Raw genomic sequence first — 22,525 nt, forward strand, 5'->3', positions numbered from 1 at the left:
GACCTCCCGCATGGGAAGCGGGCTCCGCCCTCTGCGACACTATCCTATTCGGGGCTTTTCTTGACGGTTTAGTAATATGCAACAGCAAATAAGTAATAAAATTAAAAAATATAACATAGGGAGGAGGCCACCAAGTCGACGACCGACACCTAGGAGCCAAAAAAAGAATCCACCAGACGAACGAACTGCGAATTTAGTCTGGTTAGTCGGAGACACCACACAAGATGCCTTCCTGAGCCACGCGATAAACCATATGGCTCAATAACGCACCTGAGCGCACGCCGTCATCCGCTTTCCCGCCACTAGGGCAAGTTCCCGCACCGAGACGATGCCCGCGGTTCAAGTGCGCTGCATAGCTTGGCTAAGCCTACCTACATTCCGATTTTCTTTTTCAACAACGACCTGCCCCTGAGGATATCCCCCAGCCTGCGCTCCGTGGGCACACCCTTGGATGGCGGTTAAGGAGAGATGTGATGATCTTGTCTTTCACCGTAGGTAACCGCCTTCGTAAACGCCACCCGAAGTGTCCTGACCTGCTGCTGTACTGGGACAACCATTACCGTAGGATGCCCGTGCAATCCCAGTTAGGACCACTGATTACTAATTATCTGGAAAAGACATACCGCGTCATGACTCAGGCCCGTAACAGCTGCACACGCCTGCTGGCAGTGCGTCTAGACCTGCGCTTCCCCGCCGAAATGCCGGTGGGACCACTCCATGCCGATAACGGCGTCATCAGCCGCTTTCTGTATCTCCTGCGATGCGAGCTTGATGATGCCGGCCTCAAATACCCTCATGACTTGCGATATGTGTGGTGCCGGGAGCAGCACAAGAGCGACAAGCCCCACTACCACTTGCTCCTGCTGCTCAACGGTGATGCGTATTACAGCATCGGCGACATGCGTCCTTCAGCGGGCGGCGGTTATCACGCCCAAAACCTTTTTCACCGGATCGTTCGGGCCTGGTGCCGGGCCATCGGCTGGCCCTCAGATACCATGCAAGGGCTCGTGCATGTGGCCAGGGACACCCTCACCTGCGAACTTTTCGTGCAGCACTTCCATAGTAATGATCACGCGACCTTCGCCGATGTCTTCTATCGGACTAGCTACCTTTCTAAGGCCGCCACCAAACAACTGGGCCAAGGAATACATTGCTTCGATGGCAGTTGCAGGTAACGTCCCCACCATATGAGGTACCAAGTGTCTCGAGCGTGCTGTGTCGTTTGAGATCCCATGCAAATCGATGCTTGCGGCCTATTCGCTTTGTCACTGTGTTGGTAGGGGCCAAGGTTTCCTGCTTCTGGAATCATGTACGTCCTTTGCTCGGCAGGCGAGCAACTCTAGGGGTGTCATTGGCACAACTGCCGGCTGTTAAGAACGTCGCTTCGGTAGCGAGCGTTCCTGCATCGCTATCACAACCGGCGGCTCCGCAGGAGACTCCGAATCATCGTGCTGATCGGCATATCCGCACAATAACCAAAAGTGATTTTCTTTTCCTGATGGTTCCTTTCCTGATGGTCCGGCTTTCGCCGTTGGAGGGGTGAGTGCTGTGAAAGAGTAGGTCAAGCGGCTGGGGTCGATGCCTCGTTTGGATATCAACGTATGGCTGTCGCTCAATTCAATCTGACGGAACCGGGCCAGATCATATGCTAAGGCATACAACAAATTGGCCCAGACAACACGGTAGTCCAATGCTAGGAGAGGTAACCGTGGCTGGTCGTCCTCGGTGGACGTGCTCGTCGTTTCGCCTTGTTCAGCGACCCACTGCGCTTGCAGCGCCTCAGCCCCCAGCGTGATCAAGGGATGATCCAAGGCCTGCTCCAGTTTCTCTATTACTGGAGCCACGGGTGCCTCAGTTGCCGCATGACGGTCCCGGATGTCATCCCATGCCGTATTCAGCAGTTGCGTCATGGCCCAATGCACATGCCCCCGCAGCCAGGCCATGACGCCATAGGTATTGGGCAAAGCGCGAACAACCGCCCACTCTATGGCAGTGTATTGCCGTTCCGGCAGGATGGCTTTGGCCCTTTGATAGCGATCTCGCTGCACAGTATCGCAGTGGGAGTGTGCGGCCAATAACAGGGCCGTCACGGATGCTTCGGTCCGCGACGTATCAGTTTGTATAGGATGCGAAGGCCGAAGAACTACCTGTACCACGGGTTTCGAGGGACGGCTGAGGTATGGGTGACCCAGGTTGAGGTGATGAACCACAGGCAGTGTCTGCCCATTCCATTTAGCAGGGCGTCCGCGTTGGTAGCGTGCCAACATTCCCAGATCATGGAGCTTACGCCGTTGGCTTCTCCACCGATTAGGGCTTAACCCGGTCAGTTTCTGTAAGTGCAGATCGGGCATGTCCATTACCGTGCCATTCTCATTGGCGTGGGCCAACAGCACCATCAGCACCCAGCGATTAGACAGCGTCAGGCGCGAGTGCCGGGTCTCGCCATCGAGAAGGTTGTTGGCAGGTGAGGCGTCATCTTCATTGGCCTCTTGCTCGCCTGCCGGTTCATCGGTCGCTGCGTCATCCATATCGTTCGCAGGATCACCGATACGGTCGATTTCCGCCCCTAGTACTGGCTCGGCATCAGCATTTTCTGCCAGGTATTCAAGCAGCTCGGGTGAAAGGCGGTATTCATAGCTGGGACGCCCCCGCCCGACAGGCTTTGAGTCGCGGATAATAGCGCCTTCCTTATTGAGAAGATTCAGCGCGGGCTGACCTTGCCGTGAGGTCATCGCCAGTCGTTTCAGGAGTTCACGCACTGAGCAATCAACGCTCTGATCAAGACCGATACACCTCGCCCACCGCCAAAGCAGCCAGCGCGCCTCAGGCGTTAGCGTGGAATCTTGGTAACGAAGCAGTGCATACGACATGGCTGCAACCTCTTCGAGCCTCAAATTAATCCCCGATATAACGCAGTTTATATCGGGGATTAATTTGGTGCAACCATCATGCTGCTCCCCTCATGGGTAAGTGCTCAACGGCAACGTTTGGCTGCGCGGGGCCGCAAGACCGTCTCTAACCACCTGCACACCGCTATCATTTGCGTGGCGACATGGTGCACAACGTACCGTCTCCAGACCGATAAGCCACAAGGCAACCATCGACAAGAGCCAGATCAGTCTATACACTTTCGTATAAACGTAGCCATCCCCTAACCCAAAAGGTAACCATGTCTACCCCCACCCCGCTTGGTTCGCGCCTCATTTACTTGATGGCGGCTCATCACCTCTCAGAAAGTGAATTAGCCAGGCGCTCCGGGGTGCCGCAGCCCACGATCCATCGCATTCTCAAAGGCACTAGCCAGTCACCACGCATGAAAAACGTGGAGCAGCTGGCCAGGGCGTTAGGCGTGGATGTGGCATTTCTGGCATATGGGGAGCGTAAATCGACCGACTCTACAGCGCCTCAGGAGCCGCTTGAGGCTCTAAAGAGCGCGTTGACTCATACGCTACAGCAAGCTCAATACCAAAGGCCCGAGTGGGTTTTAGAGCGCATGGAACAGGGCACGGCTTCAACAGCCGCCTCCTCCGTCACCGGGACGGCATGCTCTTTTCCGTTTCTTCAATGGCGTCAGGCGAGCCATCCCGAAACCATTGATTGTGAACTGAGCTGGGAGCCAACGGTTTACTCGGCACAGGGAGCATGCTTTTGGCTTGAGATCAAAGGTGATGCCATGACCGCCCCGCCGGGAAACTCACCAAGCTTGTCTAATGGCACTCGAGTCCTCTTTGATACCGGAAAGCCCTTGGCGAAAGACTGTATCGTATTGATATTGCTACCCAATAGCCAAGATTCGGTTTGCCGTCAACTTGTGGTAGAAGGTAACGACATCTACCTGAAGCCGCTAAACCCCTCGTATCAAGTGACTCCGCTGGAACCAGGTTCTGCTCTCTTGGCTGTGGCCGTGGAGGCCAAGCAAACGCTTTAGCAATACCCAGCTAGTGGCTTACCCATACGAAAACGCATTGACATGCCTATGCGTTTCCGCATACCCTCTCCGCATGCGCTCTTTAAGGCAGTCAGGGAGGCCGATGTGACAAAAGCATTTCTTCGCCCAGATCAGGTGGCCCAGCGACTGGGCATGAGCCCGAGCTGGGTGTACAGCAACAAGCACCGCATCGGCTTCGTCCAGATAGGCACCGCTGTGCGCTTTGAGCAAAGCGTAGTGGAGAGGTACGCTGAGAGCTGCAAGCGCGGCCCTCAGCCTGAGGAACGCGAGACATGGGAATCACAGTCAGATACAGGGAAAAGAGGAACCGGTGGGTGGTCACGGAAACGTACCACGGTCACCGATATCAACGAACGTTTGCGGGGAATCGAGAGGGGGAGCGACAGGCGCGGGAGTACGCAGCGAAGCGTCAGGCAGAGCTGAACGAAGCAGCTTTCCAGGGTGAGGCCATGGGGCGCCAACCGCGGCGCACCTTCATCGAGGGACTCGAACGATGGATCGACGAGTACGACGTGGCCAGTCAGGTGAAGGCCATCCGCCCGGTGGCACGCTACATGGGCGATCGAGTGCTGCTCGGCATGGACAGCGTGGACAAGGCTCGCGAGATGGCCCGAGACCTTCGCAAGCAGGGGCGCGCGCAGAGCACCATCAACAATCATCTGCAGGTGGTCAAACGGGTGCTGAACCTTGCCTATCGGGAATGGGGTTGGCTGGATCGCCCCCTGGGCGACAAGATTCGCAAGAAGATGCCCAAGAACGAACGGCATGTGTACCTGACCATCGAGCAGGTGAGCCAGCTGCTACAAGCCATCCCCGATCACTCGATTGTCGAGAAGCGGGTGATCGCCCTGGCAGCGCTCACCGGGCTACGCCAGGGCGAGCTGCTGGCTCTGGACCCTCAGAACGTCCAAGGTGGTCGCATTCTGCTGCGACCAGACCAGACGAAGAGCGGCAAGTCCCGGGTGGTGCCGGTACCGGAGGACGCCCGGGCATGGCTGGAGGAGCTACCGTTCGCTACGACCTATCATCGGCTGCGAACGGTGTGGGAACATGCTCGCCAGTCCGTGGGGCGGCCCGATCTGCGCTTTCACGACCTGCGCCACAGCTATGCCAGCATGCTGGCCCAGGCCGGCGAGAGCATGACCACGGTGCGCGATCTGCTGGGGCATTCCAGCCTGATCGTCACCAGCCGCTACGCGCACATGTTCGATGCGGGTCTGGATGATATCGGCTCTCGCCTGCCGAGTTTGAGCGGGGCCTTCTGCGACCAAACTGCGACCACGCACTAGAAAGAGGGAGGGTAGAAACACAAACAGCCGCTCGTAAGCGACTGTTTTCCAAGTGGTACCGGCGGTCGGACTCGAACCGACAAGGGCTTGCACCCGGCGGATTTTGAATCCGCTGCGTCTACCAATTCCGCCACGCCGGCAGCGCCGAGCATTATACGTGGCCGGTGCGGCAGGTCAATTGGCGGGCCTGACGCGCAGGGCGATTTTCGGTATCCTTGCCGGCTGTTTGCGGCTGCCCGGCAGCCGCCCGTTTCGACCCTATTCGCGGACCCGACCTGCATGCAGCGCGCCGACTTTCACTATGAGCTTCCCGAGGAGCTGATCGCCCGCTACCCCTCCGAGCGGCGCAGCGACTGTCGCCTGCTGTGCGTGAATGGCGAGAGCGGGGAGCTGGCCCACCGCCGCTTCACCGACCTGCTGGACCTGCTCGAGCCCGGCGACCTGCTGGTGTTCAACGACACCCGGGTGATCCCGGCGCGACTGCACGGCCACAAGGCCAGCGGCGGCAAGGTGGAGATGCTGCTGGAGCGCCCGCTGGATGCCCACCGCGGGCTGGCGCACCTTCGCTCCAGCAAGTCGCCCAAACCCGGCACCGAGCTGATCTTCGAAGGCGATGTTCGCGCCGTGGTCGAGGGCCGCCGCGAGGCACTGTTCGAACTGCGTTTTCTCGGCGAAACGCCGCTGATCGAGCTGCTGGAGCGCCACGGCCACATGCCGCTGCCGCCCTATATCGACCGCGCCGACGAGCTCGCCGACCGCGACCGCTACCAGACCGTCTATGCCCGCCGCGACGGCGCCGTGGCCGCCCCCACCGCCGGGCTGCACTTCGACGAGCCGCTGCTGGAACGCCTGGCGGCGAAGGGCGTCGAGAGTGCCTTCGTCACCCTGCACGTGGGCGCCGGCACCTTCCAGCCGGTGCGCGCCGACGACATTCGCGAGCACCAGATGCACAGCGAATGGATCGAGGTGAACGAAGCGGCCTGCGCCAAGGTGCGCGCCGCCCAGGCCGCCGGCCGCCGGGTGATCGCGGTGGGCACCACCAGCGTGCGCTGCCTGGAGAGCGCCTGTGCCAAGAGCGCCGACGGCGAGATCGCCCCGTTCAGCGGCGAGACCGACATCTTCATCTACCCCGGCTACGAGTGGCGCTGCGTGGAGGCGCTGATCACCAACTTCCACCTGCCCGAGTCGACCCTGCTGATGCTGGTCGCCTCCTTTGCCGGCTACGCGACGACCATGGCGGCTTATCGCGACGCCGTGGCCGAGCGCTACGCCTTCTTCAGCTACGGCGATGCCATGTTCCTGACCCGCCGGAACCCCTGACCTGACCGGCCCGGCGCGCCGACCGGCTCGGCACGCCCCGTCACCGATCGAGACCGATATCCATGCGTAACGAATGCTTCATGTCCTTCGAGCGGCTGGCCAGCGACGGCCGCGCGCGCCGCGGCCGCCTCACCTTCCCCCGGGGCACCGTGGAGACACCGGCCTTCATGCCGGTGGGCACCTACGGCACGGTCAAGGGCATGACGCCCGCCTCGGTGCAGGAGATCGGCGCCGAGATCATCCTCGGCAACACCTTCCACCTGTGGCTGCGCCCCGGCACCGAGGTGATCGAGGCCCACGGCGACCTGCACGACTTCTCCCAGTGGCAAGGTCCCATCCTCACCGACTCCGGCGGCTTCCAGGTCTTCTCGCTGGGCGAGATGCGCAAGATCACCGAGGAGGGCGTGCACTTCCGCTCGCCGGTGGACGGCGCCAAGGTGTTCATGGGCCCCGAGGAGTCGATGGCGGTGCAGCGCTCGCTGGGCTCCGACGTGGTGATGATCTTCGACGAGTGCACCCCCTACCCGGCCACCGAGAAGGAGGCCGAACTCTCCATGGAGCGCTCGCTGCGCTGGGCCCGGCGTTCCCGCGAGGCTCACGGCGATTCGCCCTCGGCGCTGTTCGGCATCATCCAGGGCGGCATGTATCCCGAGCTTCGTCGTCGTTCGCTGGAGGGCCTGCTGGAGATCGGCTTCGACGGCCTGGCCATCGGCGGTCTCTCCGTGGGCGAACCCAAGGAGGAGATGATCCAGGTGCTCGACTACCTGCCGACCTGGATGCCCGAGGACAAGCCGCGCTACCTGATGGGGGTGGGCAAGCCCGAGGATCTGGTCGAAGGCGTGCGCCGCGGGGTCGACATGTTCGACTGCGTGATGCCCACGCGCAACGCCCGCAACGGTCACCTCTTCACCGCCGAAGGCACGATCAAGATCCGCAACGCCAGGCATCGCCACGACACCCGTCCGCTGGAACCGGATTGCGACTGCTACACCTGCCGGCACTTCTCCCGCGGCTACCTGCACCACCTGGATCGCTGCGGCGAAATGCTCGGCTCAATGCTCAATACGATCCACAACTTGCGCTATTATCAGCGCCTGATGGCCGGTTTGCGCGGTGCCATCGAAGCGGGTACATTGGCTGACTTCGTGGCAGGCTACTATGCGCGGCGGGGGCTGCCGGTACCTGACGCACCAGATTGACAGCCGGCCGCTGGCGTCAGACCAGGCGCCGGCGGCCGCATCGGCTCGTTCATTCGCGACCCAACTTACCTTCTCAGGAGATACGTTTCTCATGCTGGACTTCTTCATCTCCCCGGCCATGGCCCAGGACGCCGGCGCCGCGGGCGGCGGCATTGCCCAGATCGTCATGCTGGTCGGCTTCGTGCTGATCTTCTACTTCCTGCTGTGGCGCCCTCAGTCCAAGCGCGCCAAGCAGCATCGCGAGCTGGTCGGCGGCCTGTCCAAGGGCGACGAGGTCGTGATCGGCGGCGGCCTGGTGGGCCGCATCACCAAGGTGGGCGACGAGTTCCTCACCCTGGAGATCGCCGACAACACCGAGGTCAACGTACAGAAGAACGCCGTGGCCAACGTGCTGCCCAAGGGCACCATCAAGTCCATCTGACGTCGATGCTCCTCGCCCTTGCCGGCGGCTCCTCCCCGAGCCGGGTAACGGCGAGGGTCGCATGGCGGCCGGGCGCCCCTTCCCATGCGGATCGGGCACCTGGCCGCACTGCCGTCCCGTAGCCTTCTTTACGCAACCTAGGCAGGGCTCCCATGCTCAACCGTTATCCCTTGTGGAAGTATCTGCTGATACTCATCGTGCTGCTCGTCGGCCTGCTCTACTCGCTGCCCAACCTCTACCCCGAGGACCCGGCGGTCCAGATCAGCAGCGCCCAGGGCGATTCCACCCTCGATGAGGCTCAGCTCGAACGCGTCCAGCAGTCCCTCCGCGATGCCGGCATCGACATCAAGGCCATCGAGCGCGACCAGGCCAGCGTGCTGATTCGCCTCGACGACGCCGACCATCAGCTGCGTACCCGCGACCTGGTCGCCGAGCAGCTCGGCGACGACTACGTCGTCGCGCTCAACCTCGCCGAATCGACCCCCGCCTGGCTGCAGGGCCTGGCCGCTTCGCCCATGACCCTGGGCCTGGACCTGCGCGGCGGCGTGCACTTCCTGCTCGAGGTCGACATGGAGGCAGCGTTGACCCAACGCCTGGAGGTCAACGCCAGCGCCATGCGCGAACAGCTGCGCAGCGAGCGCATCCGCTACCGGGGCACCGACATCGATGGCCGTACGCTGACCATCACCTTCGCCAGCGAAGAGGATCGAGACAGCGCGCGTCGGCTGATCAGCCGCGAGTTCCGCGACTTCGACTACGCCAGTGAGCAGGAGGGTCGCGCCTCGCTGTTGCGCATGACCCTGACCGAGCAGGCGGTGGCGGAGATCCAGGACTACGCCATCAACCAGAACCTCACCACCCTGCGCAACCGCGTCGATGAGCTGGGCGTGGCGGAACCGCTGGTGCAGCGCCAGGGCCCGGATCGCATCGTGGTCGAACTGCCCGGTGTGCAGGATACCGTGGCCGCCAAGCGCGTGGTGGGCGCGACCGCCAACCTCGAGTTCCGCCTCGAGGCGCGCCCCGACACCCCGGACGCCGAGACCGAGACCTTCGCCTTCCGCAACGACCCCAGTCGCACCGCCGACCTGATGCGCGACGTCATCATCACGGGCGACAGCGTCTCCAGCGCCAGCCGCAGCTTCGACGAGAACGGTCGCCCCCAGGTCAACATCAACCTGGACGGCACCGGCGGCACGCTGATGAACCGCGCCACGCGCACCAACATCGGGCGCAACATGGCGGTACTGTTCATCGAGCACAAGACCCGCGACCGCACGGTGATGGAGGACGGCGAGGAGGTCACGGTTCGCGAGCCCTACACCGAGCGCGGCCTGATCAGCCTGGCCACCATCCAGAGCGCGCTAGGCAACAGCTTCCGCATCACCGGGCTCGATTCGCCCACCGAGGCGGCCGAGCTGGCCCTGCTGCTGCGCTCCGGTTCGCTGGCGGCGCCGATCTACTTCGTCCAGGAGCGCACCATCGGCCCCAGCCTCGGCGCCGAGAACATCGAACGCGGCTTGATGTCGGTGCAGATCGGCCTGCTGCTGGTGGTGCTGTTCATGCTGATCCGCTACAAGGTGTTCGGCATCTTCGCCAATCTCGCCCTGGCGCTGAACCTGACCCTGCTGGTCGCCGCCATGTCGCTGCTCGGCGCCACCCTCACGCTGCCCGGCATCGCCGGCATCGTGCTGACGCTGGGCATGGCGGTGGACGCCAACGTGCTGATCTTCGAGCGCATACGCGAGGAGCTGCGCGGCGGCCTCTCGGTGCAGCAGGCGATCCACGCCGGCTACGAGCGTGCCTTCAGCTCGATCGTCGACGCCAACATCACCACCCTGCTGGTGGCGATCATCCTGTTCTCGATCGGCACCGGACCGGTCAAGGGCTTCGCCGTGACCCTGTCGCTGGGGATCCTCACCTCGCTGTTCACCGCCCTGATGGTGACGCGCGCGATGGTGAACCTGACCTTCGGCGGCAAGCCGATCAAGAAGCTCTGGATCTAAGGCTCACCAACTTGAGGTGGTTATGAAGACCCTCGTCAACCGACAGTTCGACTTCATGGGCAAGCGCCGGATCGCCTTCGCGCTCTCCGGCCTGATGATCCTGGTGTCGATCGCCTCGCTGCTGTTCCAGCAGCTCAATCTGGGGCTCGACTTCACCGGCGGTACCCTGGTCGAGGTCCGCTACGCCGTGGCCCCGTCGCTGGACGCGGTGCGCCAGACCCTCGAGGCCGCCGAGTTCCGCGACGTCTCGGTGCAGACCTTCGGCGCCTCGAACGAGGTACTGATCCGCCTGCAGCAGGCCTTCGACGCCGAAGTGGGCGACCGCGTGGTCGAGCTGCTGCGCGCGGAGGGCGACGCCGTGGAACTGGTACGCGCCGAATTCGTCGGCGCCCAGGTCGGCGAGCAGCTGCGCGACCAGAGCGGCCTGGGATTGCTGGTGGCCCTGGGCATCGTGATGCTCTACGTGGCCTTCCGCTTCCAGTACAAGTTCGCCATCGGCGCGCTGCTGGCACTGATGCACGACGTGATCGTCGTGGTCGGCGTCTTCTCGCTGTTCCAGCTGGAGTTCGATCTCACCGTGCTGGCGGCGCTGCTGGCGGTGATCGGCTATTCGCTCAACGACACCATCGTCGTCTACGACCGCATCCGCGAGACCATCCGCACCTCGCGCATCGACGACATGCCGGCGATCTTCAACGAGGCGATCAACCTCACCCTGTCGCGCACGTTGGCAACGTCCGGCACCACCCTGCTGGTGCTCTTCGCGCTGTTTTTCCTCGGCGGCGACATGATCCACTACTTCTCGATCGCCCTGATCCTCGGCATCGTGGTCGGCACCTTCTCCTCCATCTACGTGGCGGCCGCCCTGCTGCTGACCGTGCATCTGGAGCGCAAGGACCTGATTCCGCCGAAGAAGGAGGCGGACGCGGAAGAGGAGCAGCTGCCCTAGGAAAGGCACCATGACTTGCCGCGCTCGATAGCTTGGGCGCAGCGATGCTCTGACACGACACCGCCCCCGCAGCATGGCTGCGGGGGCGGTGTCGTTTCGGGCGGGCTGGCGCTTAGAAGTGCGGCTTGAGCTGCTGCACCAGCGCCTTGTACAGGCGCGGGCCGGCGGCCATCAGCTGGCCTTCCGCTTCCACGCTGGGCTGGCCGTCGGGGGTGCCCATCAGCGCCCCGGCCTCCTTGAGCAGCAGGCTGCCGACCAGGCGGTCCTGCTCCTCCAGCCCCAGCACGAAGGCGGCATCGACGCGGCCCGCCGCCAGCTCGGCCATGTCGAGCAGGCCGCTGCCGGTGGCCAGTTGGGTCTCGACCTGGGGGCCGAGCTGCTGGATCAGGGTCAGGTAGGCGGGCAGGTGGCGCGAGCGCTGCCAGCTCTCGGGCAGGCTCATCGCCACACGAGCGCCGACGATGGCGCTGGCCTTGGGCACGCGAATGCGCTTGCCGTTGTGCTGGGCACCGCGGCCGCGGCTGGTCAGGTATTCGTCGTCGCTGAAGGGGCAGATCACCACCGCATGCTCCGGGCGACCCTTCACCAGGCATACCGCCGACAGGGCGAAGCCGCTGCCGGCCACGCCGAGGCTGGAGTAGCCGTGGAAGGGCTCGATGCGCCATTCGATGTCGCGACCTTCGCCTTCGCCGGCACGGTGGGGCGTGAAGCGACCGGCGACCCCGTGCTGGGGGTAACCGCGGTTGAGCTGACGCACGATCAGCGTTTCGGCGTTGCGAGCAGTGTCCTCGAGCAGGCGCTCGAGATTGTGTTCCTCGTGAGCGTTCTCGATGCGCTCACGAATACGCAGGAACTGTTCGGCGGCGCTGCGCGTGGCGCGCAGGGCGAATTGGACCATCGGATGCATGATCGGGCCTTGGAGCGTCGGTGATGTTAAAGAACGGGCGTGTTCGAGCGAAGTCCGGCTCGAACGTGGCGTACGCGGTCGCACGCATGGCGCGCATCCTAGCAGAGTCGCCGCCCCGGCGCCATTGGCGCGGAGCGACATGGTAGACTGACCCCTTCCTGGTTTTTCATGCATATCACGGCAGAGGCAGTCCCCCGCATGCTCGACCGCATTCGCATCGTGCTGATCGGCACCAGCCACCCCGGCAACATCGGCGCCACCGCCCGCGCCATGCACAACATGGGGCTCGCCGACCTGGCCCTGGTCGCGCCGCGCTGCGAGCCGTTGACCAGCGAGAGCATCTCGCGCGCCTCCGGGGCCGATCACATCGTGCATGCCGCCCGCGTCGTCGATACCCTCGAGGAGGCCGTGGCCGACTGCACGCTGGCCGTAGGCGCCAGTGCACGCTCGCGCACCCTGCCGTGGCCGATGATCACCCCCCGCGAGCTGGGCGAACGCCTGCCGCGGGAACTCGCCGGCCCCGGGTCGCGGCTGGCACTGGTGTTCGGCCGCGAGGACAGCGGGCTCTCCAACGCCGAGCTGCAGCGCTGCCACGCCCACGTGCACATCCCCACCAACCCCGAGTTCAGCTCGCTCAACCTGGCCGCTGCGGTGCAGGTGCTGGCCTACGAGTGCCGCCTGGCGTCGCTCGAAGCCGACGGCGACGCAGCCGGCGAGGACGACGAGCCGCAGCAGCCGCTGGCCAGCCACGCGGAGCTGGAGCACTACTTCGCCCATCTCGAGCGCACCCTGGTCACCATCGGCTTCCACGACCCCGCCACGCCGCGCCAGCTGATGGCCCGGCTGCGCCGCTTCACCCTGCGCGCCCGCCCCGAGCGCATGGAGCTCAACATCCTGCGCGGAATCCTCTCGGCCACGGAAAAGGGCGCCGCCACGCCAGCGGCGGATCGCATCGAGGCGAATGCCGAGGAACAGACGTGTCGCCACGGTGGCGCGGACGACGGGGCCAGCCGCTCAGGGCCCGAACGGTAGACGTCTTGAACGTTGCCCGCTGCGTCCCCATATGATCAAACTGTTGCAAGAGTCTTTTCCCGCCGCCCCGGCCGCATCTCCTTGATCAAGGACCGCTGCATGTTTCAACGATTGCGCGAGGACATCAACAGCGTATTCGCCCGCGACCCGGCGGCACGCAATTTCCTGGAAGTGCTGACCAACTATCCGGGGCTGCACGCCCTGCTGCTCCATCGCCTCGCCCACTGGCTGTGGCAGAGGCAGCTCAAGTGGCTGGCCCGCACGCTGTCGACCTTCTCGCGCTGGCTCACCGGCATCGAGATCCACCCCGGGGCAAGGATCGGCCGGCGCTTCTTCATCGACCACGGCATGGGCGTGGTGATCGGCGAAACCGCCGAGGTCGGCGACGACGTCACGCTCTACCAGGGCGTGACCCTGGGCGGCACCAGCTGGCACAAGGGCAAGCGTCACCCGACGCTGGAAGATGGCGTCATCGTCGGTGCCGGGGCCAAGATCCTCGGCCCGTTCACCGTCGGCGCCGGGGCCAAGGTCGGCTCCAATGCAGTGGTGACCAAGGAGGTGCCCGCCGGCGCCACGGTGGTCGGCATCCCCGGCAAGATCGTCAAGCGCGCCGACCCGGACGCCGCCGAGGCACTCGAGGTCGACCCCGAGCGTCGCGAGGCCATGCGGCGCAAGTTCGGCTTCGATGCCTACGGCGTGAGCGAGGACATGCCCGACCCGGTGGCACGCTCGATCCAGGCCATGCTCGACCACATGCACGCCGTGGACGAGCGTATCGAGCGCATGTGCGGCACCCTACGCAAGCTCGACGCCAGCTACCGCGAGGGCAAGCTGCCGGAGCTGCGCGATGAGGACTTCGCCGACATCCTGTCCGACGTCGACGCCTGCTGCGGCCCCACCTCCAGCGGCGCCGGCAGCGAACATGACCGGGATCAAGGCGGCCCGGATCGCCCGCGGGGGAATGGTTGACCTTGGCACTCAGGCTTTACCATAATGGCGAATCGATCCACGGCTCGCCGCCAGCGGCGAGCGCTCGCTGACCTCGCGCCCCCGTTCACGGGCCTGAGGCACGCTTCCCGATGCGCCTGAAGAGCCCGCCATGCGTTTGACTACCAAGGGACGCTACGCCGTCACCGCCATGCTCGACCTGGCCCTGCACGCGGACAAGGGACCCACCTGCCTGGCCGATATCTCGCGCCGTCAGGAGATCTCGCTGCCGTACCTGGAGCAACTCTTCGCCCGCCTGCGTCGCGCCGGGCTGGTCAACAGCGTGCGCGGCCCGGGAGGCGGCTACCTGCTGGCGCTGCCGGCGGCCGAGATCTCGGTATCCCGGGTGATCGACGCCGTCGACGAATCGGTCGACGCCACCCGCTGCCAGGGGCTGTCGGACTGTCAGCAGGGCGATACCTGCCTGACCCACCACCTGTGGTGCGACCTCTCCGAGCAGATTCGCGGCTTCCTTGACGGCATCACCCTCGGTCAGCTGGTCGAGCACGGCGACGTACGCCGCATCGCCGCGCGCCAGCGCAGCCGCCACGACAACACCATTCTGACCTCCTCGCCCTGAGCACGGGGTCGAGGAACGGACCGGAGACCCCCGCGAGACCATGAGCGCCCTCGTCTATCTCGACTATGCCGCCACCACCCCGGTCGACCCCCGCGTCGCCGAGGTGATGAGCCGCCACCTCACCCTGGACGGCACCTTTGCCAACCCCGCCTCGCGCAGCCACATGCTCGGCTGGCAGGCGGAGCAGGCGGTGGAGAGCGCGCGCCGCCAGGTCGCCGACCTGATCGCCGCCGACCCGCGCGAGATCGTCTGGACCAGCGGCGCCACCGAGGCCGACAATCTCGCCCTGATCGGCTTCCTGCGCGCCAACCGCGAGCGCGGCCGCCACCTGGTGACCTCCGTCATCGAACACAAGGCGGTAGTGGACACCGCCGCGGCACTCGAGCAGGAGGGTTTCGAGGTAACCTGGCTGACGCCGGGCCGTGACGGTCGCGTCACGCCCGAGCAGCTGCGCGAGGCGATGCGCCCCGACACCGTGCTGGTGTCGCTGATGGCGGTCAACAACGAGCTGGGCTGCATCCACGACCTCGCGACGCTGGCCGAGGTGGCCCATGCCGGCGGCGCGGCTTTCCATGTCGATGCCGCCCAGGGCGTGGGTCGCATCGACCTCGACGTGGGCCGCCTGGGCGTCGACCTGATGTCGCTCTCGGGCCACAAGGCCTACGGCCCCAAGGGTATCGGCGCCCTCTACGTGCGGCGCAGCCCGGACATTCGCCTCGAACCCTTGATCCACGGCGGCGGTCACGAGCGCGGCATGCGCTCCGGCACCCTGGCCACCCACCAGATCGTCGGCATGGGCGAGGCCTTCCGCCTGGCCGCGGCCGAGGGCGAAGCCGACCAGGCACGCATCCTGGCACTGCGGAACCGACTGCTCGACGGTCTGTCCGACCTGGACGGCATCCACTGCAATACCGCCATCGAGGTGGCGGTGCCCAACATTCTCAACCTGGCCTTCGAGGGCGTGGACGGCGAATCGCTGCTGATGGCGCTGCGCAGCATTGCCCTGTCGACCGGCTCGGCATGCAACTCCGCCAGCGTCGAGCCATCCTATGTATTGAAGGGTATCGGCGTACCGCGCTCGCTGGCGCTGGCTTCGCTGCGTTTCAGCTTCGGCCGCTTCACTACCGAGGCCGATATCGACGCTGCCCTCGAAGCCTTGCATCATGCCCTTCCGGGCCTACGCCGCTAGCCACATTCGCTGCAGGAGAAACCAACATGGCGCAACTGTCGATTACCACCGCCGCCGCCGAGCAGATCCAGCGCGTGCTGGAGGAGCGTGGGCAAGGACTGGGCCTGCGCGTCTCGGTCAAGCCCAGCGGCTGCTCCGGCTACAGCTACGTGCTCGACTTCGCCGACGAGGCCGCCAATGACGACGCGGTGTTCGAAGAGCACGGCGTCACCGTCTTCGTCGCTCCCGAGGCGCTGCCGATGCTCGACGGCAGCGAGGTCGACTATGTCTCGGAGGGGCTCAACCGCTTCTTCCGTTTCAACAACCCCAACGTCAAGGACCAGTGTGGGTGCGGCGAGAGCTTCACCGTCTGAGGGCACCCCGCCCATGAGCCGACTTGGGCGACGATTGTTCAATGACCGCCGTCGGCGGTATACTCTGCGCCCTCAGTTTTCTCGCGCCGACTCGCCGCGTGCAGCACTCTCGGCACGCGAAGAGGAACGCATCTAGATCCGTAGCGCCGCGCCGTGCCGACCCGCTCCCGGGTGGGTACGGCGTGGCGCTATCCCTCTACGAACGTCAATGGAGACAGGCCACATGGCAACCGAACGTACCCTTTCCATCATCAAGCCCGATGCCGTCGCCAAGAACGCCATCGGCGAGATCATCGCCCGCTTCGAGAAGGCCGGCCTCAAGGTCGTCGCCGCCAAGATGCTGCACCTCTCCGACGAGCAGGCCGGCGGCTTCTACGCCGAGCACAAGGAGCGTCCCTTCTTCAAGGATCTGGTGGGCTTCATGACCTCGGGTCCGGTGGTGGTGCAGGTACTGGAGGGCGACGATGCCATTGCCAAGAACCGTGACCTGATGGGGGCCACCAACCCCAAGGAAGCCGCACCGGGCACCATCCGCGCCGATTTCGCCGAGACCATCGACGCCAACGCCGTGCACGGCTCCGATTCGCCGGCCTCTGCCGAGCGCGAAGTGGCCTACTTCTTCAGCGCCGACGAGATCCATTCACGCTGAGAAAACGCGGATTCATTGCTGCGCTCGATATCTTGGTCGCCGGCGGTGCTGGTACGCCAGCCCGGTCGAAATCCCCACCGGATACCGCATAGGCTCCGGTTTCTGTGCTCCGGCGGCGACCAACCTCTCTTCGCTCGCGACATACATCAGTCGTTTTCTTTAGCACAAACTCGAGCGGGCCTTGTCCCGATCTACGTGATGCCATGACCGCCACCACCGCCCAACGTACCAATCTGCTCGGCATGACCCGCGAGGAGATGGAAGCCTTCTTTCTTTCCATCGGCGAGAAGAAGTTCCGTGCCGCCCAGGTGATGAAGTGGATTCATCACGAGGGCTGCGACGACTTCGAGGCCATGACCAACCTCTCCAAGGGGCTGCGCCAGCGGCTCGCCGAGGTGGCCGAGATACGCGGCCCCGGGGTGGTCTACGAGGGCACCTCCGGCGACGGCACGCGCAAGTGGGTGCTGGAGGTGGAAGATGGCAGCTACGTCGAGACGGTGCTGATCCCCGCCGACAACGGCAAGCGCCGCACCCTGTGCGTGTCGTCCCAGGTGGGCTGCTCGCTCGACTGCAGCTTCTGTTCCACCGGCAAGCAGGGCTTCCAGCGCAACCTCACCGCCGCCGAGATCATCGGCCAGGTGTGGGTCGCCCAGCGCAGCGTGGGCCCGCGCAAGGATACCGCCAACCGCCCGGTGACCAACGTGGTCATGATGGGCATGGGCGAGCCGCTGATGAACTACGACAACGTCGTGCCGGCGATGAAGCTGATGCTCGACGACAACGGCTACGGGCTCTCCAAGCGCCGCGTCACCCTGTCCACCTCCGGGGTGGTGCCGATGCTCGACCGGCTCGGCGACGAGCTCGACGTGAGCCTGGCCATCTCGCTGCATGCCGCCACCGACGAGCTGCGCAGCCAACTGGTGCCGCTCAACCGCAAGTACAACATCCGCACGCTGCTCGACGCCTGCCAGCGCTACCTGGCCAAGTGCGACGACACGCGCATGGTCACCATCGAGTACACGGTGATCAAGGACGTCAACGACCAGCAGGAGCACGCGACGCAGCTGGCCGAGCTGCTGCGCGAACTGCCGTGCAAGATCAACCTGATCCCGTTCAACCCGTTCCCCCACTCCGGCTACGAGAAGCCGTCGCGCAACCAGGTCATGCGCTTCCAGCAGTGGCTCTACGAGCTGGGCTACACGGCACCGATCCGCAGCACCCGCGGCGACGACATCGATGCCGCCTGCGGCCAGCTGGTCGGCCGGGTGAAGGACCGGACCCGGCGTCACGAGCGCTACATCCGCTCGATCCAGATCGACGCCGACTGAAGCGGGGCCCGCCTTGACTTCAACCCGTCACGGCGCTTTGATGGACAGGCTTTTTTTGTCCCTGGCCAGCGCCACTCGGGCGCCAGGCATGCAATACAACGACAGCCCGACAGGCCCGACCATGAGGATGCCATGACGCGCTTCCCCCATCTGCCAAGCCGACGCCTGCCGCTGGTCGCGATGGCGGTCGTGTCGTTGTGGCTCTCCGGTTGCGCCAGCCAGTCTGGGCAGCAGGCCGATGCGGACCCGGCCGAGGCGTTCACCGAGCTGGGCATGGCCTACCTGGAGCGCGGCAACCTGCCGCGCGCCATGGCGGCGCTCAACCGCGCCCTGGAGCGCGACCCCGAGGACCCCGAGGCGCTGCAGGCCATGGCCATCGTCTACCAGCGCCAGGGCGAACGGGAGCAGGCCGACGAAATGTTCCGGCAGGCCATCGCGGCCGACCCGGGCAGCAGCCGCGCGCGCAACAACTACGCCGCGTTTCTCTACGAACACGGCCAGACACGGCGCGCCTGCGAGCAGCTCGAGATCGCCTCCCGGGACACCCGTTACGCCAACCGCGCCCAGCTGTTCGCCAACCTGGGACAGTGCCGCTGGGAACTCGGCGAGATCGAGCAGGCTCGCCACAGCCTGGAGCGTGCCCGCAGCCTCGACCCGCGCAACCCGAGGAGCTACTTCACCCTCGCCGCGCTGGAGCTCGAGCAGGGCGACCCGGAGCGCGCCAGGCAACAGCTGGAGATCTTCGTCGGGCTTGCCGGCATGACGCCCGACGCTCGGGCGCTGGCCCAGCAGATCGCCGACCGTACCACGAACATGACCGTCACCCCCGGCGCCGATACCCAACGTGACGCACCCTGATCAACGACTCTAGACGAAGGATGCTCAGCCATGAGCGACAATCAAGACATCGATGCCGTCGGCTTCACGTCCCCGGCCTCTCCCGGGGAGCTGCTGCGTCGTGAGCGTGAAACGCAGGGGCTGAGCCGCGAGGAAGTCGCCACGGCATTGAACCTCCGCCCCGCCGTCGTCACCGGCATGGAGGAGGACAGCTACGAACAGGTACCGGTGGCCGCCTATCGGCGTGGCTATCTGCGCGCCTATGCCCGCCTGCTGGGCATGGACGACCGTCCCGTGCTGCAGGCCTATGCGGACCGCTTCGGCAGCCAGGAGAACGAGCAGCGGGTGACGCCGGTTCAGGTGACCAAGCCACCGTCGCGCCTCGGCGCCTGGCTGTTCAAGCTGGTGACCCTGCTGGTCATCGCCGGCCTGATCGGCCTGACCCTGGTGTGGTGGCAGAGCCGCGACGGCAACGAGCCGCCCGAGGTCGACGCCAGCGGTCCGGTCTCGGTCGAGACGCTGGACGGCACCACCACCATCGAGGAGGAACCGGCCCCCGAAGTCGAGGAAGCCCTGCCGCCGCTGCCCGAGGAGGGTGTCGACCCGCTCGGCGACGCGACCACGGCGCCGCCCAGCGAAGTCGACCCCACCGGTGCCGAGCTGGTCGCGGGCATGCGCGAGCAAGCGCCGGTCGTCGAGGACGAGGCCGGCGTCGAGTCGTCCGTCGAGCAGCCGATCGTCGCCGAGGAGGCGCCGGAGCCGGCCGAGGTCGCCACGACCGCCGACCGCCGCGAGCTGCAGTTGACCTTCAACGAGCAGTCCTGGACCGAGATCTTCGACGCCAACAACCGGCGGGTTTTCGTCGGTCTTCAGGAACCCGGCACCACCGCGACCGTCGAAGGAGAGCCGCCGTTCCGCCTGACCATCGGCAATGCCACCGGCGTCGAGCTGAGCTGGGCCGGCGAGCGCGTCGACCTGGGCGCCCGCGCCGGAGCCAACAACGTCGCCCGTTTCACCCTGGGAGAGTGATGCCTATGCATTCCCCTTCGCCCATCGTGCGCCGCCAGTCGCGCCAGATTCACGTCGGCAAGGTACCGGTCGGGGGCGACGCCCCGATCTCGGTGCAGAGCATGACCAACACCGACACCCTGGATGTCGCCGCCACCGTGGCCCAGATCGAGCGCCTGGAGGCCGCCGGCGCCGATATCGTGCGCGTCTCGGTGCCGACCATGGACGCCGCCGAGGCCTTCGGCCGCATCAGGCGGCAGGTGAACGTGCCGCTGGTGGCCGACATCCACTTCGACTACAAGATCGCCCTGCGCGTCGCCGAGCTCGGCGTCGACTGCCTGCGCATCAACCCCGGCAACATCGGCAAGGAGGAGCGCGTGCGCGCCGTGGTCGGCGCCGCCCGCGACAACGGCATCCCGATCCGCATCGGCGTCAACGCCGGCTCGCTGGAGAAGGAGCTGCAGCGCAAGTACGGCGAACCCACCCCGGAAGCGCTGGTGGAGTCGGCCATGCGTCACATCGACCACCTCGACCGCCTCGATTTCCAGGAGTACAAGGTCAGCGTCAAGGCCAGCGACGTGTTCATGGCCGTGGCCGCCTACCGCCAGCTGGCCAGGCTGATCGAGCAGCCGCTGCACCTCGGCATCACCGAGGCCGGCGGGCTGCGTTCGGGCACCGTCAAGTCCTCCATCGGCCTGGGCATGCTGCTGATGGACGGCATCGGCGACACCATCCGCGTCTCGCTCGCCGCCGACCCGGTGGAGGAGATCAAGGTCGGCTACGACATGCTCAAGAGCCTGCGCCTGCGCAGCAAGGGCATCAACTTCATCGCCTGCCCCAGCTGCTCGCGCCAGAACTTCGACGTCATCGGCACCATGAACGCCCTCGAGGAGCGCCTCGAGGACATCATGACGCCGCTCGACGTCTCGGTGATCGGCTGTGTCGTCAACGGCCCCGGCGAAGCCAAGGAGAGCGACATCGGCCTGACCGGCGGCAGTCCCGCCAACCTCGTCTACATCGACGGCAAGCCGGCGTCCAAGCTGCGCAACGAACATCTGGTCGACGATCTCGAGGCGCTGATCCGCGAGAAGGTGCGCGAGAAGGAAGCCGCCGAGCAGAACGTGATCGCCCGCGAGGCCTGAGCGGCCGTCGACCATCAAGGAGCCCCCGTTGAGCAAGTCCCCATCGAGCACCAAAGCGTCCGGCCAGAAGAAGATCCAGGCCATCCGTGGCATGAACGACCTGCTGCCGGGCCAGTCGGCCCTGTGGCAGTATTTCGAAGGTACCGTCGAGGCGCTGATGAAGCGCTACGGTTACGCCGAGATCCGCACGCCCATCGTCGAGCAGACCGCCCTGTTCGCGCGCTCCATCGGCGAGGTCACCGACATCGTCGAGAAGGAGATGTACACCTTCGAGGATCGCAACGGCGACAGCCTGACCCTGCGCCCCGAGGGCACGGCGAGCTGCGTGCGTGCCGCCATGGAGCACGGCCTGCTGCACAACCAGGCCCAGCGGCTGTGGTACCAGGGGGCGATGTTTCGCCACGAGCGCCCGCAGAAGGGACGCTACCGTCAGTTCCACCAGGTCGGCCTGGAGGCCTTCGGCCTGGAGGGGCCGGACATCGACGCCGAGGTGATCCTGCTCTCCGCCCGCCTGTGGCAGGAGCTCGGCCTCATCGAGCACGTCACCCTGGAGCTCAACTCGCTGGGCTCCAACGAGGCCCGCGCCGCCTATCGCGACAAGCTGGTGGCCTACTTCGAGCAGCATCGCGACCAGCTCGACGAGGACTCGCTGCGCCGCCTGTCGAGCAACCCGCTGCGCATCCTCGACTCGAAGAACCCCGACATGGCGCCGATGCTGGCCGACGCGCCGCGGCTGATGGATCATCTCGACGACGCCTCGCGCGAGCACTTCGAGGGCCTCACCGCCCTGCTCGAGGCCGCCGGCATCGACTACGTGATCAACCCGCGCCTGGTGCGCGGCCTCGACTACTACTGCCGTACGGTGTTCGAGTGGACCACCACCGCACTGGGCAGCCAGGGCACCGTGTGCGCCGGCGGCCGCTACGACGGCCTGGTCGAGCAGCTCGGCGGCAAGCCGACTCCCGCGGTGGGCTTCGCCATGGGCATCGAGCGCCTGATCCTGCTGCTCGAGACCCTCGACCTGGTGCCCGACGCCGCCCTCGACGAGCTGGACCTCTACGTGCTGCCCATGGATGATGGCGCCACCGCCCGGGCCATGCTGCTCGCCGAGCGGCTCAGAAGCGAACTGCCCGCCCTGCGCCTGCAGCTGCACTGCGGGGGCGGCAGTTTCAAGAGTCGCATCAAGAAGGCCGACCGCAGCGGCGCCCGCCTGGCCCTGCTGCTGGGCGAGGATGAACTGGCCCAGGGCCGCGCCACGCTGAAGTTCCTGCGCGAGGAGCGCGACCAGCTGAGCCTGTCCCAGGATGCCCTGGCCGAGACCCTGGCCGCCCTGGTGAGCGGCGAACGCGCCTGACCGAACCGCATGTTGCTGGATAAAGGAGA

Annotated in this window: 22 protein-coding genes and 1 tRNA gene; 20 read left to right on the forward strand and 3 right to left on the reverse strand. The window is 65.3% G+C overall.

Annotated features, from left to right (window positions below):
- Positions 1 to 473: 473 nt before the first annotated feature.
- On the forward strand, positions 474 to 1,175 hold the full coding sequence (locus HNO51_RS17580; protein ID WP_209538019.1) for a YagK/YfjJ domain-containing protein: 702 nt from the start codon (positions 474 to 476) through the stop codon (positions 1,173 to 1,175).
- 195 nt (positions 1,176 to 1,370) lie between these two features.
- On the opposite strand, the gene HNO51_RS17585 is transcribed toward HNO51_RS17580, so the two are convergent.
- Entirely contained in the window at positions 1,371 to 2,870 is a 1,500-nt protein-coding gene (locus tag HNO51_RS17585; RefSeq protein ID WP_209538020.1) for a hypothetical protein, read from the reverse strand.
- A gap of 299 nt (positions 2,871 to 3,169) precedes the next feature.
- On the opposite strand from HNO51_RS17585, the gene HNO51_RS17590 reads away from it, so the two are divergent.
- The 3 genes from HNO51_RS17590 to HNO51_RS17595 are packed head-to-tail and all read left to right on the forward strand — an operon-like array spanning position 3,170 to position 5,238.
- Positions 3,170 to 3,928: a helix-turn-helix domain-containing protein gene (locus tag HNO51_RS17590; protein WP_209538021.1), complete on the forward strand. Its 759-nt coding sequence runs from the start codon at positions 3,170 to 3,172 to the stop codon at positions 3,926 to 3,928.
- Positions 3,929 to 3,976: 48 nt separating this feature from the next.
- Positions 3,977 to 4,372, forward strand: a complete 396-nt coding sequence (locus tag HNO51_RS21305) for a helix-turn-helix domain-containing protein (protein WP_422674273.1) — start codon at positions 3,977 to 3,979, stop codon at positions 4,370 to 4,372.
- Between the two features lie 26 nt (positions 4,373 to 4,398).
- Entirely contained in the window at positions 4,399 to 5,238 is an 840-nt protein-coding gene (locus HNO51_RS17595) for a tyrosine-type recombinase/integrase (RefSeq protein ID WP_209538022.1), read from the forward strand.
- Positions 5,239 to 5,291: 53 nt separating this feature from the next.
- On the opposite strand, the gene HNO51_RS17600 is transcribed toward HNO51_RS17595, so the two are convergent.
- Positions 5,292 to 5,378 (reverse strand) — tRNA-Leu (locus HNO51_RS17600).
- 139 nt (positions 5,379 to 5,517) lie between these two features.
- Here HNO51_RS17600 and queA point away from each other — a divergent pair.
- The 5 genes from queA to secF all read left to right on the forward strand — a co-directional run bounded on the left by queA (position 5,518) and on the right by secF (position 11,130).
- The gene (queA, locus tag HNO51_RS17605) at positions 5,518 to 6,558 is read left to right on the forward strand and encodes a tRNA preQ1(34) S-adenosylmethionine ribosyltransferase-isomerase QueA (protein WP_209538023.1); all 1,041 of its coding nucleotides are present in this window, start codon (positions 5,518 to 5,520) and stop codon (positions 6,556 to 6,558) included.
- Positions 6,559 to 6,638: 80 nt separating this feature from the next.
- Positions 6,639 to 7,757 (forward strand): tRNA guanosine(34) transglycosylase Tgt, encoded by a 1,119-nt coding sequence (tgt, locus tag HNO51_RS17610; RefSeq protein WP_209539261.1) that lies wholly within the window; start codon positions 6,639 to 6,641, stop codon positions 7,755 to 7,757.
- A gap of 91 nt (positions 7,758 to 7,848) precedes the next feature.
- Positions 7,849 to 8,178: a preprotein translocase subunit YajC gene (gene yajC / locus HNO51_RS17615; protein WP_197448524.1), complete on the forward strand. Its 330-nt coding sequence runs from the start codon at positions 7,849 to 7,851 to the stop codon at positions 8,176 to 8,178.
- Positions 8,179 to 8,330: 152 nt separating this feature from the next.
- Positions 8,331 to 10,181: a protein translocase subunit SecD gene (secD, locus tag HNO51_RS17620; protein ID WP_197448525.1), complete on the forward strand. Its 1,851-nt coding sequence runs from the start codon at positions 8,331 to 8,333 to the stop codon at positions 10,179 to 10,181.
- A gap of 22 nt (positions 10,182 to 10,203) precedes the next feature.
- Positions 10,204 to 11,130 (forward strand): protein translocase subunit SecF, encoded by a 927-nt coding sequence (gene secF, locus HNO51_RS17625; protein WP_197448526.1) that lies wholly within the window; start codon positions 10,204 to 10,206, stop codon positions 11,128 to 11,130.
- A gap of 112 nt (positions 11,131 to 11,242) precedes the next feature.
- Here the strand turns inward: secF and HNO51_RS17630 are convergent, their stop codons facing one another.
- Entirely contained in the window at positions 11,243 to 12,037 is a 795-nt protein-coding gene (locus HNO51_RS17630) for an inositol monophosphatase family protein (protein WP_197448527.1), read from the reverse strand.
- A 198-nt stretch (positions 12,038 to 12,235) separates the two neighbouring features.
- Here HNO51_RS17630 and trmJ point away from each other — a divergent pair, with 198 nt between their 5' ends.
- The 11 genes from trmJ to hisS all read left to right on the forward strand — a co-directional run bounded on the left by trmJ (position 12,236) and on the right by hisS (position 22,496).
- Positions 12,236 to 13,069, forward strand: coding sequence for a tRNA (cytosine(32)/uridine(32)-2'-O)-methyltransferase TrmJ (gene trmJ / locus HNO51_RS17635; RefSeq protein WP_197448528.1), 834 nt, complete (start codon positions 12,236 to 12,238; stop codon positions 13,067 to 13,069).
- Between the two features lie 99 nt (positions 13,070 to 13,168).
- Positions 13,169 to 14,038: a serine O-acetyltransferase gene (gene cysE, locus HNO51_RS17640; protein ID WP_197448529.1), complete on the forward strand. Its 870-nt coding sequence runs from the start codon at positions 13,169 to 13,171 to the stop codon at positions 14,036 to 14,038.
- 130 nt (positions 14,039 to 14,168) lie between these two features.
- Positions 14,169 to 14,636 (forward strand): Fe-S cluster assembly transcriptional regulator IscR, encoded by a 468-nt coding sequence (gene iscR / locus HNO51_RS17645; RefSeq protein WP_197448530.1) that lies wholly within the window; start codon positions 14,169 to 14,171, stop codon positions 14,634 to 14,636.
- Positions 14,637 to 14,676: 40 nt separating this feature from the next.
- Positions 14,677 to 15,825 (forward strand): aminotransferase class V-fold PLP-dependent enzyme, encoded by a 1,149-nt coding sequence (locus tag HNO51_RS17650; RefSeq protein WP_197448531.1) that lies wholly within the window; start codon positions 14,677 to 14,679, stop codon positions 15,823 to 15,825.
- A gap of 26 nt (positions 15,826 to 15,851) precedes the next feature.
- Positions 15,852 to 16,178: a HesB/IscA family protein gene (locus HNO51_RS17655; protein WP_197448532.1), complete on the forward strand. Its 327-nt coding sequence runs from the start codon at positions 15,852 to 15,854 to the stop codon at positions 16,176 to 16,178.
- 223 nt (positions 16,179 to 16,401) lie between these two features.
- Complete coding sequence (ndk, locus tag HNO51_RS17660) at positions 16,402 to 16,827, forward strand: nucleoside-diphosphate kinase (RefSeq protein WP_197448533.1); 426 nt, start codon at positions 16,402 to 16,404, stop codon at positions 16,825 to 16,827.
- 203 nt (positions 16,828 to 17,030) lie between these two features.
- On the forward strand, positions 17,031 to 18,155 hold the full coding sequence (gene rlmN / locus HNO51_RS17665) for a dual-specificity RNA methyltransferase RlmN (protein WP_197448534.1): 1,125 nt from the start codon (positions 17,031 to 17,033) through the stop codon (positions 18,153 to 18,155).
- A 132-nt stretch (positions 18,156 to 18,287) separates the two neighbouring features.
- On the forward strand, positions 18,288 to 19,013 hold the full coding sequence (gene pilW / locus HNO51_RS17670; RefSeq protein ID WP_197448535.1) for a type IV pilus biogenesis/stability protein PilW: 726 nt from the start codon (positions 18,288 to 18,290) through the stop codon (positions 19,011 to 19,013).
- Between the two features lie 30 nt (positions 19,014 to 19,043).
- Positions 19,044 to 20,021, forward strand: a complete 978-nt coding sequence (locus HNO51_RS17675; protein ID WP_197448536.1) for a RodZ domain-containing protein — start codon at positions 19,044 to 19,046, stop codon at positions 20,019 to 20,021.
- A gap of 5 nt (positions 20,022 to 20,026) precedes the next feature.
- A complete protein-coding gene (gene ispG / locus HNO51_RS17680) occupies positions 20,027 to 21,142 on the forward strand; it encodes a flavodoxin-dependent (E)-4-hydroxy-3-methylbut-2-enyl-diphosphate synthase (protein WP_197448537.1) in 1,116 nt (371 codons plus the stop codon).
- A gap of 28 nt (positions 21,143 to 21,170) precedes the next feature.
- Positions 21,171 to 22,496 carry a histidine--tRNA ligase gene (gene hisS, locus HNO51_RS17685; RefSeq protein ID WP_267956663.1) on the forward strand — a complete coding sequence of 442 codons (1,326 nt, stop codon included), beginning with the start codon at positions 21,171 to 21,173 and terminating at the stop codon, positions 22,494 to 22,496.
- Positions 22,497 to 22,525 lie beyond the last annotated feature (29 nt).

The organism is Billgrantia sulfidoxydans, from assembly GCF_017868775.1.
GTDB lineage: Bacteria > Pseudomonadota > Gammaproteobacteria > Pseudomonadales > Halomonadaceae > Halomonas > Halomonas sulfidoxydans.